This is a genomic window from Pseudomonas sp. Pseusp15, assembly GCF_059492165.1.
The window spans coordinates 1,534,323-1,547,904 of the sequence record NZ_CP168523.1 but is presented as its reverse complement, the minus strand read 5'-3'; the positions used below and the strand labels follow the sequence as shown (position 1 = coordinate 1,547,904).

13 protein-coding genes are annotated in these 13,582 nt (G+C 59.0%); 6 read left to right on the top strand and 7 right to left on the bottom strand.

Translation table 11 applies throughout. The features are described from left to right. Positions 1–2 precede the first annotated feature (2 nt). The 4 genes from ACEN8R_RS07065 to ACEN8R_RS07050 all read left to right on the top strand — a co-directional run bounded on the left by ACEN8R_RS07065 (position 3) and on the right by ACEN8R_RS07050 (position 3,994). The gene (locus ACEN8R_RS07065; protein WP_018930081.1) at positions 3–1,163 is read left to right on the top strand and encodes an iron-containing alcohol dehydrogenase; all 1,161 of its coding nucleotides are present in this window, start codon (positions 3–5) and stop codon (positions 1,161–1,163) included. A gap of 158 nt (positions 1,164–1,321) precedes the next feature. Then, positions 1,322–1,537 (top strand): hypothetical protein, encoded by a 216-nt coding sequence (locus ACEN8R_RS07060; RefSeq protein WP_018930080.1) that lies wholly within the window; start codon positions 1,322–1,324, stop codon positions 1,535–1,537. 198 nt (positions 1,538–1,735) lie between these two features. Further along, a complete protein-coding gene (locus ACEN8R_RS07055) occupies positions 1,736–3,451 on the top strand; it encodes an amidase (RefSeq protein WP_018930079.1) in 1,716 nt (571 codons plus the stop codon). A gap of 270 nt (positions 3,452–3,721) precedes the next feature. Continuing rightward, positions 3,722–3,994 (top strand): DUF2790 domain-containing protein, encoded by a 273-nt coding sequence (locus ACEN8R_RS07050; RefSeq protein ID WP_026286724.1) that lies wholly within the window; start codon positions 3,722–3,724, stop codon positions 3,992–3,994. Positions 3,995–4,042: 48 nt separating this feature from the next. Here ACEN8R_RS07050 and ACEN8R_RS07045 read toward each other — a convergent pair whose 3' ends face one another. From ACEN8R_RS07045 to ACEN8R_RS07025, 5 genes are all read right to left on the bottom strand, one after another. Continuing rightward, positions 4,043–4,990, bottom strand: coding sequence for a LysR family transcriptional regulator (locus tag ACEN8R_RS07045; RefSeq protein WP_019020948.1), 948 nt, complete (start codon positions 4,988–4,990; stop codon positions 4,043–4,045). 66 nt (positions 4,991–5,056) lie between these two features. Next, a complete protein-coding gene (locus ACEN8R_RS07040) occupies positions 5,057–6,007 on the bottom strand; it encodes an aldo/keto reductase (protein ID WP_138867833.1) in 951 nt (316 codons plus the stop codon). A 31-nt stretch (positions 6,008–6,038) separates the two neighbouring features. After that, positions 6,039–7,529, bottom strand: coding sequence for an efflux transporter outer membrane subunit (locus tag ACEN8R_RS07035; protein ID WP_495624690.1), 1,491 nt, complete (start codon positions 7,527–7,529; stop codon positions 6,039–6,041). Between the two features lie 19 nt (positions 7,530–7,548). Beyond that, positions 7,549–9,033, bottom strand: a complete 1,485-nt coding sequence (locus ACEN8R_RS07030) for a DHA2 family efflux MFS transporter permease subunit (protein WP_018930074.1) — start codon at positions 9,031–9,033, stop codon at positions 7,549–7,551. Beyond that, complete coding sequence (locus tag ACEN8R_RS07025; RefSeq protein ID WP_018930073.1) at positions 9,033–10,160, bottom strand: HlyD family secretion protein; 1,128 nt, start codon at positions 10,158–10,160, stop codon at positions 9,033–9,035. Before ACEN8R_RS07025 ends, ACEN8R_RS07030 begins: the two co-directional genes overlap by 1 nt. A 260-nt stretch (positions 10,161–10,420) precedes the next feature. On the opposite strand from ACEN8R_RS07025, the gene ACEN8R_RS07020 reads away from it, so the two are divergent. After that, a complete protein-coding gene (locus ACEN8R_RS07020) occupies positions 10,421–11,047 on the top strand; it encodes a TetR/AcrR family transcriptional regulator (RefSeq protein WP_018930072.1) in 627 nt (208 codons plus the stop codon). 8 nt (positions 11,048–11,055) lie between these two features. After that, a complete protein-coding gene (mug, locus tag ACEN8R_RS07015; RefSeq protein WP_081626571.1) occupies positions 11,056–11,595 on the top strand; it encodes a G/U mismatch-specific DNA glycosylase in 540 nt (179 codons plus the stop codon). On the opposite strand, the gene ACEN8R_RS07010 is transcribed toward mug, so the two are convergent. Further along, entirely contained in the window at positions 11,507–12,538 is a 1,032-nt protein-coding gene (locus tag ACEN8R_RS07010) for a bifunctional helix-turn-helix transcriptional regulator/GNAT family N-acetyltransferase (RefSeq protein WP_018930071.1), read from the bottom strand. The two genes, mug and ACEN8R_RS07010, sit on opposite strands and share 89 nt — an antisense overlap. A 47-nt stretch (positions 12,539–12,585) precedes the next feature. Continuing rightward, positions 12,586–13,491 carry a LysR family transcriptional regulator gene (locus ACEN8R_RS07005; RefSeq protein WP_026286723.1) on the bottom strand — a complete coding sequence of 302 codons (906 nt, stop codon included), beginning with the start codon at positions 13,489–13,491 and terminating at the stop codon, positions 12,586–12,588. Positions 13,492–13,582 lie beyond the last annotated feature (91 nt).

Below are 13,582 nucleotides of genomic sequence, written 5' to 3'. Positions count from 1 at the left end.
CCATGAGCCTGACCGCGAACTGGAACTACCCCACGAGCATCCGCTTCGGTGTCGGCCGAATCGCCGAACTGGCCGATATCTGCCGCAGTCAAGGGATCCAGCGACCGTTGCTGGTCACCGACAGTGGCCTGGCGCGTGCGCCGATCACCACGGCGGCGCTGGAGTCCTTGCGCGCCGCCGGCCTCGGTGTCGCGTTGTTCTGTGATCTCAAACCCAATCCGGTTGAAGCCAACCTGGCGGGTGGGCTCGACGCCTGGCGCGACGGCAACCATGACGGCGTGGTGGCGTTCGGCGGTGGCAGCGGCCTGGACATGGGCAAGCTCATTGCGTTCATGAGCGGCCAGACCCGACCGGTGTGGGATTTCGAAGACATCGGCGACTACTGGACACGCGCCGACGAAAGCCGCATCGCCCCGATCATCGCGGTGCCGACCACGGCGGGCACCGGTTCCGAGGTCGGCCGTGCGGCGGTGATCATCGACGAGCGCACGCACACCAAACGCATCATTTTCCATCCGAAGATGATGCCGCGGGTGGTCATCAGCGACCCCGCCCTTACCGTCGGCATGCCAGCCAAGGTCACCGCCGGCACCGGCATGGACGCGTTTTCCCATTGCCTGGAATCGTACTGCGCTCCCGGCTTTCATCCCATGGCCGAAGGCATTGCGGTGGAAGGCATGCGCCTGGTGGCCAATGCCCTGGTGCGGGCGGTGCACACCCCTTCCGACCTCGACGCGCGCGCACAAATGCTGGCGGCGGCGGCGATGGGCGCCACCGCATTCCAGAAAGGTCTGGGAGGCATGCACGCGCTCTCGCATCCGGTGGGCGCCCTGTACGACACCCATCACGGCATGACCAATGCCACGTTCATGCCCTATGTGCTGAAGTTCAATCGCCCGGCCATCGAGGAGCGCATCACCCGTCTGGCGGCGTATCTGCGCCTGCCCTCCCCGGGCTTCGACAGTTTTATGGCCTTCGTCCTCAAACTGCGCAAGGACATCGGCGTACCGCATACGCTGGTGGAGCTGGGGGTGGATGATCAGCAGGCCGACCTGATCGCGGATATGGCGATTGTCGACCCCTGCGCTGGCGGTAATCCGCTGCCATTGACACGAAATGGCGCGGCCGAAATTTTCGAAGCGGCTTACCACGGCCGTCTTTAGAGCTCAGCAATCTGCCTTTTTGGGTACACATCACACTTATGTGATTTTGATATCAGCGCCATCAAGCTTCTGGTATCCATTGGGCTGGCATACCGGAAAAATCTCGAACTCAGACCGTATCGCTGAATCCAATGTGTAGGCCAACGGAGGTAAGCGAAATGAACAATGATGACCGTGTCAACGACGTCGAATCAGAAACAACCTCGAACACCCCACCCACCGATCCGTCTGATGAACCCATCGATGTGGTCGACACAGAGCTTGAGGACAGCAACGTTGAAGATGCCACTGCGACTCGAACCCAGAAGCAGGAAGCTGAAGAGCGCAGCCGAAAAATAGCCGAGATCGAACGCAAGGTGGCGGATGGCAATTAGAAAAAAACACGCGCCTCATCAGGTTCAGGGCACAGGCGAATGACAGAGGGCAATGAGTTCTCCGATACTGTCGCGTAAATGCAGTGCAATGAGAACCGAAATGAAAACCCATTGTGAAATAAGTGATGTCCCTGAGCCGAAAACCCGGCGTAACAGCAACCTTCACCACGCTACCCGTCTGCAGCAGGCGGTAACAGCATGATCGAGGTCACCGAGGTTTCCATTGCCGAGCTGCGTGCTGCGCTCGAATCCGGCCGGACCACGGCGGTTGAGCTTGTGCAGGCCTATCTCGCCCGGATCGACGCCTACAATGGCGCTGACACGCCCACCGCCCTCAACGCGGTGGTGGTGCGCAACCCCGATGCGCTCAAAGACGCGCAGGCGTCCGATGCCCGTCGGGCCAAGGGCGAAACGCTAGGCCCGCTCGACGGTATCCCCTACACGGCCAAGGACAGTTATCTGGTGAAGGGGCTGACCGCCGCCTCTGGAAGTCCCGCCTTCGCCAACCTGATCGCTTATCGCGATGCGTTCACCATCGAACGGCTTCGCGCCGCCGGGGCGATCTGCCTGGGCAAGACCAATATGCCGCCAATGGCCAACGGCGGGATGCAGCGCGGGGTGTATGGCCGTGCCGAGAGTCCGTACAACGCCGACTACCTCACCGCCCCTTTCGCTTCGGGCTCTTCGAACGGCGCCGGTACCGCAACCGCCGCCAGTTTCTCGGCATTTGGCTTGGCGGAAGAAACCTGGTCGAGCGGACGTGGCCCTGCCTCGAACAATGGCCTGTGCGCCTATACGCCTTCGCGTGGGGTGATCTCGGTGCGCGGCAACTGGCCGTTGACGCCGACGATGGACGTGGTCGTGCCGTTCGCCCGGACGATGGCGGACCTGCTCGAGGTGCTCGATGTGGTGGTGGCCGATGATCCCGACACACGCGGTGATCTATGGCGGATGCAACCTTGGGTGCCAATTCCGAGTGTCGCTTCGGTGCGCCCCGCTTCCTACGGATCGCTGGCCGCGAAAAGCGATGCGCTGAAAGGAAAGCGCTTCGGCGTGCCTCGTATGTACATCAACGCCGATCCCGACGCGGGCACCAGCGATGCGCCTGGCATCGGTGGGCCGACGGGCCAGCGCATCAACACCCGCCCTTCCGTGATCGGGCTCTGGGAGCAGGCGCGCAAGGCACTCGAAGCGGCCGGTGCTGAAGTGCTCGAGGTCGATTTCCCGCTGGTTTCCAATTGCGAGGGTGATCGTCCTGGGGCGCCAACGGTGTTTAACCGGGGCCTGGTGTCCAAAGAGTTCCTGCGCCATGAGTTGTGGGATCTGACGGCCTGGGCGTTCGATGATTTTCTGCGAGCCAACGGCGATCCAAAACTCAATCGCCTGGTCGACGTGAACGGGCCGCTGATTTTCCCCCACGACCCGGGGACGCTGCCCAACCGCGAGGGCGATCTTGCCGCGGGCATGGACGAGTATGTACGGATGGCCGAACGCGGTATTACGCCGTGGGATCAGATCGACACGCTGCCGGATGGATTGCGCGGGCTGGAACAGACCCGTCGAATCGATCTGGAGGAATGGATGGATCGGCTGGGGCTCGACGCGGTGATCTTTCCGACGGTAGCCGACGTTGGGCCGGCGAATGCCGATGTCGATCCGAAGTCTGCGGACATCGCGTGGAGTAACGGGGTATGGGTTGCCAACGGCAATCTCGCCATCCGCCACCTGGGCGTTCCCACGGTCACGGTGCCGATGGGTGTCATGCCGGATATCGGCATGCCCGTCGGGCTGACATTTGCCGGTCGCGCCTATGACGACTCGACGCTGCTTCGCCTGGCTTCGGCGTTCGAGTCGACGGGGACGAAACGCTTGATCCCACCGCGTACCCCGCCCTTGTCGGGTAGCCAAAAATAGAAAGATCGCAGGTTCCTGCAGAGGTTGAGTACACCCGTACCCATGCCCTGTAGGAGCCTGCGATCTTTGGGCCATTCATGCGAATTCCGGCAACAGTGTTTGTCCAGTCGGCTGCTATTTGAAAGAAGTTCAAACACCTAACATCGTCTCTACCCAGTGAGCCAATAGCGTCAGTATCCATTAGCTCACGAGGTAGCCACTCGAAAAACCGAGATGAGTTTTACGATCATCTCGGCCCCAGAGTAAACCTTGGACGATACGGTGAAGATAATGAAAACTTTAAAAATTGCGGTTCTTCTGGCACTTGCCGGTATAGGCGCACACGCCTTTGCAGACGATGGCCATTCAATTAACGCGACCAGCAAAACACCTGTTGAGATCTACACGTACGAAACGAAGCTCGACATTAAGAAAGTCATTTACCTCTCAGAGATTCCGGACGAGTGCAAACCGGTCCCGGTGCAAATGACCTATGAAGACTCCCACGATCAACGGCATGTCATGCAATATCAAGTGATGGGCACTGGATGTTCAAACGGTTGAATACCGTGCGGACGAAGGAGGGTCGACACTCCTTGCCTGTGGTGCAACTCACTCAAAAACTGATGTTTTGCCTGAGCCTACGATTTTTTCATCGGATGCCAACATGCCCGGGATGTGATGTTTAAGAAACTCCACCCAAGTCTTTGTCTTCGCATCCACGAATTTTCGTGATGGGTAGATTGCAAATAGATTCAACTCTTCAAGCCGATACTCCGGCAACACGCGCACTAACGTGCCGGCCCTGAGACCATTGACCGCAGAAGCAATCGGCTGAATACCGATGCCCATCCCGTTTGTTATCGCAACGGTCATTCCATCAGCCGTATTGATGTGAAAGGGAGACAATGGGACGTTGATTGACTCCACGCCTTCAGGCCCCTCAAATGCCCAGTGTTCAACCGGCATTACCGTATTAACAATCCTCAAACAATCATGTGTACCAAGAGAACCCGGAGAGTCCGGGATTCCGCGTTTCTTCAGATAAGCAGGCGAAGCGCAGAGAATGCTGTAAGTGATGCCAAGCCGCTGAGCGACAAACCCTGAATCGGGCAGATCCCGCGCTAAAACAATCGACATGTCATACCCTTCCTCAAGCAAGTCAGGTAGCCGATTGGTCAGCGTCAAATCAAACATGACCGAGGGATGAGTCTCTCTGTATTTGGCAATGGTATCGATCACATAGTGATTACCGATGGCTGACATGGCATGAATTTTCAGCCTGCCCACGGGCCGGGTGTGAGCGCTCCCGGCTTCCTCATCGGCTTCACGTACCTCGTCAAGAATCCTCTCGCATCGTTGCAAATAGCGCGCACCGGCTTCGGTCAGCGCCAGGCGTCTGGTGGTGCGGTTAATCAGACGGGTTTGAAGCCTGGTCTCGAGGCTGGAAACGGCTTTGGAGACGTTGGTTGTCGTGGTGTCCAATAGCTCGGCTGCCGCGGTAAAACTGCCGCTCTGGGCAACAGCCATGAAAAACCGCATGGTTTGGAAAACGTCCATCGTTTTCACCTCAAGGCCGTGGATAACAGGGGCGGCCTTACAGCAGGCCGCCCTCCTCGTCACGTGTCACTTTTTCCGTGGAATAAATCCAGGCACACCGGTTTCCACGACCGAGTTGAATCGTACCCTGGTCGTAATATCTTCCTTGATCTCAAGCATCGCCCTATGCGGCAGGGTGGAGATATCCAGGTTTTCCTTGATATGACTTGGTGTAGCGGACGTGGTCAAAAAAGCAACGCCCCGCTGTACAGACCAGGCCAATGCCACTTGAGCCGGAGTCTTCTGCAAGCGCTTGGCGATCCCTGTAATCACCGAATCCTCCAACACTTTCGGCTCCATGCCATGGCCCAGTGGCGCGAACGCCAGGAGTACGATTCCATGCTGTTTGCAGAACTCAAGCAGTTCCCATTCCGGCAGATAAGGGTGGGATTCAACCTGCACCACGGCAGGTTTGATCCGGGCCACTGCCACAATCTCTTTTAACGCTTCCAACGTGATATCAGACAAGCCGATGGACTTGCAGCGGCCTTCATCCACCAGGCGTTCGAGTGCTCTCCAGGTCTCGATCAGTGTCACGCCGGAGTCGTAGATGACGCGACCCTGTTCGTCTCTCGGGTCCTGATTCTCACCGGGTTGAAAGGCAAACGGCGTATGGATCAGGTAGCAGTCGATAGAGTCCACTTGGAGGCGGCGGCAGCTGGCCTCGAAGGCAGGTTTGACTCGCTCGGGACGATGGTTGGTGTTCCACAGTTTAGTGGTAATGAACACGTCCTCCCGGCGGATCTTGCCCGCCTCCAGCATCTCTTTTATCGCAGCGCCGACACTCTCCTCATTGCGATAGCGCTCTGCACAATCGAAATGGCGAAAGCCCGCTTCCAAGGCGTCCTTGACCGCTTGTGTGGTGACGCTGAGATCACTGAACAGCGTGCCAAACCCAACGGCCGGCATTTCACCTGAGCCGTGGTTCAGCGCAAACCGGGTATCGCGAAGTGCATCGTGAAAAGCTTCGTAAGACATCTCTTGACTCCAATGTTCGGGGCCGTAGCCGTTATTGATACGAAGGGTTATGTGCTTCGCGACTGGCAATCCGTTGCTCAAACGCGCCGACGGAATTACCACCGAGGGCTACATACAGTTGCACCGTGTCGAGATACTGCGCGGTCTTCACCCGAATTTGCCCCAGCAACGCTTGCTCATAGGCTCGTTCCGCTTCCAGCACCTGGAGAGTGCTGTTCTCGCCTTGCGCGTAGGCTTGCTGGTTCAACCGAAAACTGGTTTCTGCAGCGCGTAACGCGTCTTCCTGCGCCAGGTTTTGCTCGGCGTCATGGTTGATCGCCTGCAACGAGTCCGCGACCTGGCCGAACGACTGAATGACCGTCTGCTGATAACCGGCGAGCGTCGCCTTGTAACCGTCGACGGCAGCCTGACGTTCAGCCTTGAGCGTTCCGCCGTCAAAGATCGGCCCCGCCAACCCTGCAGCCAAACCCCAGAGCGCGGCACCACCATTGCCGGAAGCGGCCTGTACCAGCGAGGCGGACAGCGTTACATGGGGATAGAGGTTCGCAGTCGCGACACCGACTGCCGCGCTGGCCATGTGCAGTTCCGCCTCTGCTTGCAGGACGTCCGGTCGGCCGTGGGCCATTTCCGAAGGCACACTCACCGGCACGTTGGCCGGCAATACGAACTCGGCAAAATCGAAGTCCGGCGCGATCCAGTCGCCAGGGCCTTTGCCGGTGAGAATCGACAGCGCATGGCGCGCGGCATCACGCTGCTTGGCGAGGGGCGGCAACAGTGTGCGGTCCTGGGCGAGCCGGGTCTCGGCCAGCGAAACGTCGATCTGCGTGGTGACGCCGCTGGCGTGTGCCCTGCGCACCAGGTCGAGGTTCTTGGCGTCATTGGCGAGCAGCTTTTCGACGGCTGCCATCTGCGCATTGGCAGACGCCACCAACAATGCCTGGCTGGCGACATTCCCCGTCAGGGTCAGGTACGCCGCTTCGTATCGATGCTTCTGAAGATCGGCAAACGCTTGCTGCTGCTCGACCCGCCGCTTGTTACCGCCGAACGCATCAAGGTCGAAACCGACCCGCGGCCCGATCGCGTAGAAATTGGAGATCGAAGGCTCTTTCGCGTTGTGTACCCGCTGACGACCCGCCTGGGCGCCAAAGTCGACCTGCGGATAAAGCGCACCCTCCGCCGCCGCGACGGACGACGCCGCTTGCCGGATCGTTGCATCCGCCGCCACGAGCTCAAGATTGCCCTCGATGGCGCGACGCACAACCTGGTCGAGCTTCTGCGAATGGAAGGCCGTCCACCAGTCACCGCTGACCTTTTGGCCAAGGTTGATGTGTTGCCCGCCAGGCTGGTTGCCGCCCTGGCCGAGACGCTGCTCGGCCTGTCGGTCGTAGTGCTGCGACAGGCTCGGCGGCTGCATTTGATAGTCGGGGCCGACGGTGCAAGCCGTCAGGAACGCAAGAACCGACACCGCACCGAACGTGGTTTTTAACGTCTGTCTGTTGATGAAGCGTGCATTGGATTTCATTGGGCAAACTCCACGAAAACTAGTTGGTCGGAACGGGCTTGCGAAGAAAGACAACCAGTGGACTGACCACCAGCATCGCCACCATCAACAGCTTGAATTGGTCGACCACCGCGATAAAAGCCGCCTGGCCGGTGATCATTTCGTTGAGCCCCGCCAGTGCTTGCAGGGACATCGGCGCGGCATGCGCAGCGGTGCGATAAGGCGTCAGATGGCTGACCAGTGCCAGGTGCATCGCTTGCGTATTGTTGAAGAAGAAAATCTGCACGATCGCAACGCCGAGGGTGCTCCCGTAAACACGCGACAGATTGAAAAAGCCGGTGCCTTCCGGGCGTAACTTGGGATCGAGCGTGCTGAACGCGATCTTGGTGAGCGACGGCATCAAGATGCCGATGCCAATCCCCTGGATTGCCCCGGCGATCGCCACCGGCGACCAGTCCATCAACGGCGAATAACCGAGCATCAGCCAGTTGGCGTAAATCACCACGGCCACGCCAATCGCCACGAACCACCGACGGTCGAAACGCTCGGGAACACGACCCATCAGCAGGAACGCCCCTACCAGCCCCATACCGCGCGGTATCGTCAGCGAACCTGTCGTATCAGGCGGATAGCCGAGGATCTCGTCCAGCATCGGCGACGTCAGTGCCATGGTCGACAACAGCACGAAACCCACGGCGAAAAAGATAATCGTCGACAGTACGAAGTTGCGGTCCTTGAACAGACGCTTGTTGAGGAAATGCACCTTCTCGCTCAACAGATGCACGGCGAACAGATACAGCCCCAACGCGCAGCCCGCCGCCTCCAGCCAGATTTCGGTCGAGGCAAACCAGTCCAGGCGTTCGCCGCGGTCGAGCAACATTTGCAGGCTGATCAACGCCAGCGTGAAGCTGCCGAAGCCGAAGAAATCGAACGACGGACGTTGCTCGGCCTTCTTCTCGGCAAGCAAAAGCGCCATCACCAGGAAGATGAATGCCGACAACGGAAGGCTGATGTAGAAGATCGGCCGCCAGCCGAAATGCTCGCTGACCCAACCACCGATGCTCGGGCCGCTGACGATTCCGAAGAGCACGATTGCCGTCCATGTCGCGCCAAATTTCGCACGCTTCTCCAGTGGCAACGTCTCCATTGAAATCGCCATCGACAGCGGCGCCAGCACGCCACTCGCCAGGCCTTGGATAATTCGCGCACCGACGAACTCCAGCGGAGTCGTCGCAACCGTGGCGAGCAGCAAGCCAAGAACGAAGAAGGCCAGCGCGGCCTGATAAACCCGCTTCAGGCCATAACGCCCGGCCAGCCACTGCGCAACCGGCATGGTGATGGCGCTCGCCGCGAGGTATGAGGTGAATACCCAGCCTGCCTGGTCGTCAGTCATCGACAGACTGCCTTGGATAAACCTGAGTACCGCATTCGGCAACGGCAGGTTCGCCGACTGCATATAGGTCGCGAGCAGCGCGGCGAACCTCAATGTTCCCGCACCTTGAGGCCCGATAGAATTGGCGTTCATCAGAAGTTACCTGCGGTTAACAGCGCCTTGAGCGGATGCCACCATGGCGTGTGATACCCGGTATCGACCTTGACCGTGGCGCTGGTGCCCGAAAAAAGCGGAAACGCAGGGTCGGCCTCGTCGAGTTCAAGGCGCACCGGTACCCGCTGGACAACCTTGACCCAGTTGCCGGTGGCATTTTCAGGCGGCAGCAAGGCGAAGTCCGATCCGGCACCGGGGCTCATGCTGGTCACGTGGGCTTTGAAAACATGATCGGGATAGGTATCGATGCTGATGGTTGCTTCCTGGCCTGGGCGCATGTGGGTCACCTGCGTTTCGCGGAAGTTGGCCTCGACCCAAATCTGCCGATCGGACAGCAGCGCAAAAGCCGGTGCACCGTTGCTGACATAGTTGCCAACCTGCAGATCGTCGACCTTGGCCACGATGCCATCGTCCGGCGCATATACCGTCGTGTACGAGAGGTAGAGTTGCGCCTCGTCCAGCTGCGCCCTCGCTTCACGAACCGTCGGGTGGTTATCGGCTTCGATGTCTGGATTACCGTTCAACGCGACAACCGTGCTGGCGATCTGTTGTTCGATCGACGCGATGCGTTGCCGGGCAACTTTGAGGTCGGTGTCGGCGCGCTCGTAAATCGCCCGCGAGACGAACTCGGTAGCGACCAGCGCTTTCTTGCGGGCAAACTCGCGCTGATCGAAATCGGCCGACTCTTTGGCCGATTGCAGTTCAGCCTGCTGCTGGCGATAACCGGCCTTGAGCCCATCGATGCGCAGCCGCGCCACGCTCAGCTGTGCTTGCGCACGGTCAACCGCGATCTGGAACGGTTTCGGGTCGATCCGAAACAGCATCTGGCCTTTGTGAACCGGTTGATTGTCCTCGACGGCGATTTCGACGACTTGTCCGGAAATACGCGCGTTGATCGACGCCTTCGCCACTCGAGCGTAGGCGTTATCGGTCGAAATGAACGCCTCGCCTGCTTGATAGCGGGCATAGCCCAGCGCTGCGAAGAGCACCGGCAAACCGACAATCAACAAGGGCCGAAATTTCTGCTTGAACGGTTTTTTGATGGGCGCGTCAGGCCTTGCGTGCTCGAAGGTCTGCGTAGCCGGGATGTCGAACTGTTTAGTCATGATCGAATACACCTTTAACCGGGAAATCGGGCCAGCACCTGCGAGAATCGCCTGCGGCCCTGATGGCAAAAATTGCTGTGAGAAAGCAAACCCGTGCACGGTCAGGGAGGATCGCTCCACCGCACCGGTTTCGTCGCCGCAACACCCAGTTCGAGCTCAGCTACAACAAACCTGACGTTCAGGAACTTCTGGTTCCTTAATTTTGTGCGATGATGTAAGAATATAGAGCAGTCCATCCCCACACAAGGATTTTGTACGACATGGCACAAAAAAAGATTACAGAGGGCAAAGGCCGAGGCCGCCCCCGCGCATATGACCCGCAGACAGCGCTGCAACAGGCACTTGGGGTTTTCTGGAGCACTGGATATTCCGGCGCTTCCCTGGACAGCATCGCCACCGCCGCCGGCATGAATCGCCCAAGCCTCTATGCGGCATTCGGTGACAAGCACGCGCTCTACATCAAGGCGCTTGAGCAGTATTGGGAGTCTGCCTCCGCTGCCATGCAGGAGGCGCTTATGGACAAAGACCTGACTTTGGAGCAGGCGCTAATGGGCTTCTATGAGGGACAGTTGTCGATCTACTTCTCGGGCGAGGGGCAACCGCGTGGCTGCTTTGCGATCGGCACGGCGACGACCGAAGCCGTCGAGGATTCTGCAATACGAGAGGTTCTTGCGGACCGGCTCAGCCGGCTCGATGCCGATCTCGAAACACGTCTACGCGCGGCAGTCAGCGCCGGTGAGTTGAAAGACGATGTCGACCCAGCCGCCCTCGCCGTACTCGCCTCATCCCTGTTGCATAGCATTTCGATACGGGCGCGAGCGGGCAAATCCCGCGCGGAATTGACGGAGCTTGCCCGCAATGCGGTCAACGTGATTTGCGGTGTGTGAGGTGTAGGGTGAGTGAAGGACTCGAAGACATTCTCACCGAACGGCTTGCGGTGATTTTTTGTGGCATTAATCCGGGCGTGACTGCCGCCGCCCTGGGCCATCATTTTGCGGGTCGAGGCAATCGCTTCTGGCGCACACTCCATCTCGCCGGTTTTACGCCTACAGAGGTGCACCCGGAAAACGACCGGACGATCTTGCAATATCAATGTGGATTAACCGCAGTGGTTGAACGGCCTACAGCGCGAGCGGATCAGCTGTCCGTGCGTGAGTTCACCGCTGCCGCCGCGGATTTTGAACAAAAGATCGCACACTATGCGCCACGCTTTGTGGCGTTTCTCGGCAAAGCTGCGTACAGCGCGTTGTCCGGTCAACGGGACATCGCGTGGGGGCTTCAGTCAAAAACTTTTGGTGATGCCTCGGTCTGGGTACTGCCCAATCCCAGCGGGCGAAATCGCGCGTTCACGCAAGATCAATTGGTGGATGCGTATCGCCAACTCCATTTAGCGGCCCAGCAACCGGGCCAGGTCGCACAAAACACTGTTCGATAACCGTCGCCCCCCACTGCTGGCCCTCCTGCTCCTGTTCCAACTTGAAGCCAAAGTCTTCATACAGTTTACGAGCCACATCCAGGCCTTTGAACGTCCACAACCGCGTCGCGCAAAAGCCCTGTTCGTCACAGAATTTCATGGCTTCAGCCAACAAGCGTTTGCCTGCGCCTTTGCCTCGCGCCGAGTCATCCAGAATGAAACAGCGCAGAATCGCTTCGCCGCCCTCGCCTTCACCGTCTATGGCGATGGAACCGACAATTCGCTGGCCATCCAACGCCGCCCAAACCTCGTTGCGTGGATTGTGCAAACGCCCCATCAACTCCGCCATGTCCGATGCAACCAGGCTTTCGAATGGCTGGCCGAAATTCGAATGCCGTGCGTAGTAGTCGGCATGCATTTGCACCATGCGGCCGATGATTCCGGGCCGGTAGCCCCGAGCGATCTCCAGCTGCGCGGGTGGCTGCGGCGCTGTACCGAGTCGATGAGCTTGCAGTGCGCCGGCATAGTTGGCGATGCCCTCACTCACCGCTTGTTGTTGCTCATTCGTCAGATAAACCAAGGCAGCGTCCACCTGTTGCCTGGCGAACGAATCAATGGCTCGCAGGGTTTTCTTGCCCTGTGCCGTGAGTCGCAGCTTCTTGGAGCGCGCATCCTCCTCGTGTGGAATTTCTTCGATCTCGCCGGCCTCAATGAGCTTGCGCACCATCCGGCTCACGGTGGATTTTTCCAGGCCGAGCAGTTCCACAAGTTCCCCTGCTGTCAGCGCCCCCCGATCTCCAATCTCCACGATCGTGTGAACAAACGAAGGCGAATAGTCCGTCGCCGCCAGCGTGGTTTGCATGAACCCCAACTCGCGAACCATGAGGCGCGACGCCGAACGGACTTGGTTGATCAGGTCTGACTGGGTACGGGTCACGGCAAGCACCTCGAACAGAATGTGCATTTAGTTGTATAACACAACCAAATACCCGTCAAATCAAGGGTGCTACGTCAAGGCAAGAAACCAGGCAATTGCCCTACCCGTTCGGCCAGATACTGCATCAATAAACGCGTGCGCAGCGGGCGGTAGCGGCGTTCGGGATAGATCAGAAAAGCGTCGTTCGGTGGGCCGCTCCAGTCGGGCAGCACCCGGACCAACTGCCCGTTTTCAAGCAGGTCGCTGACCAGCCAGGCCGGCGTGATACACAGCCCCGCACCCTGCAGAAGACCGTCGCGAATGGCCAATGAGCTGTTGGTTCGATAGCGCCCCTGAGTCGTGACACTGATTAGCTCACCATGGGGGCCGTTGAGCTCCAGACGGTCGCCCGCGGTCAACCACGCAAAACGCAGGAAGTTGTGTTCGCTCAAGTCCGCCGGGATTTTCAATGGGGAATGGTTGCGCAGGTATTCCGGTGCGGCCACCAGATAGCGCGGTGAAGTCGCTATGCGTCGGGCAACGGCGTTCGGCGGCAGGCTGCCCCCCAGGCGCAGGGCCAGGTCGACGTTTTCCTCAGTGAGATCGACGAAACGATCATTGAGGATCAGCTCCACTTCAATAGCCGGGTACTGCTCCATGAACGACAACAGCAACACATTCAACCGCAACACACCGAGGCTGACCGGAGCGTTGACGCGCAGAAAACCTTCGGGGCGTTCGGTCAGACCACGCACATCCGCAACGGCCTCGCCGTACTCTTCCAGCACGCCTTTGGCACGCTCGTAGAAACGCTTTCCCTGTTCGGTAGGCGTCAACCCGGTGGTGCCACGAATCAACAAACGGGCTCCCAATTGCTTTTCCAGGGCCGCGACCAGTTTGCTGACGGTGGGCTGAGTGCTGCCTAACTCACGCGCGGCAGATGACAGGCTTCCGAGCTCAATGGCGCGGACAAAACAATGCATCGCTCTAAGACTGTCCATGGGCATTCGATTCTGGAATGGGCTGTATGCAGTTTCCCCTTCTACCACACGCATTTTGAATAGACCAATCTGGCCTTCTTGAATCATTACC

What these genes read in the sequence shown, in the direction of transcription:
- ACEN8R_RS07035 (WP_495624690.1), bottom strand. Translation starts at nt 7,529, where the DNA reads ATGAAATCCAATGCACGCTTCATCAACAGACAGACGTTAAAAACCACG.
- ACEN8R_RS07065 (WP_018930081.1), top strand. Translation starts at nt 3, where the DNA reads ATGAGCCTGACCGCGAACTGGAACTACCCCACGAGCATCCGCTTCGGT.
- ACEN8R_RS07010 (WP_018930071.1), bottom strand. Translation starts at nt 12,538, where the DNA reads ATGCACATTCTGTTCGAGGTGCTTGCCGTGACCCGTACCCAGTCAGAC.
- ACEN8R_RS07025 (WP_018930073.1), bottom strand. Translation starts at nt 10,160, where the DNA reads ATGACTAAACAGTTCGACATCCCGGCTACGCAGACCTTCGAGCACGCA.
- ACEN8R_RS07020 (WP_018930072.1), top strand. Translation starts at nt 10,421, where the DNA reads ATGGCACAAAAAAAGATTACAGAGGGCAAAGGCCGAGGCCGCCCCCGC.
- ACEN8R_RS07050 (WP_026286724.1), top strand. Translation starts at nt 3,722, where the DNA reads ATGAAAACTTTAAAAATTGCGGTTCTTCTGGCACTTGCCGGTATAGGC.
- ACEN8R_RS07040 (WP_138867833.1), bottom strand. Translation starts at nt 6,007, where the DNA reads ATGTCTTACGAAGCTTTTCACGATGCACTTCGCGATACCCGGTTTGCG.
- ACEN8R_RS07030 (WP_018930074.1), bottom strand. Translation starts at nt 9,033, where the DNA reads ATGAACGCCAATTCTATCGGGCCTCAAGGTGCGGGAACATTGAGGTTC.
- ACEN8R_RS07045 (WP_019020948.1), bottom strand. Translation starts at nt 4,990, where the DNA reads ATGGACGTTTTCCAAACCATGCGGTTTTTCATGGCTGTTGCCCAGAGC.
- ACEN8R_RS07055 (WP_018930079.1), top strand. Translation starts at nt 1,736, where the DNA reads ATGATCGAGGTCACCGAGGTTTCCATTGCCGAGCTGCGTGCTGCGCTC.
- ACEN8R_RS07005 (WP_026286723.1), bottom strand. Translation starts at nt 13,491, where the DNA reads ATGGACAGTCTTAGAGCGATGCATTGTTTTGTCCGCGCCATTGAGCTC.
- ACEN8R_RS07060 (WP_018930080.1), top strand. Translation starts at nt 1,322, where the DNA reads ATGAACAATGATGACCGTGTCAACGACGTCGAATCAGAAACAACCTCG.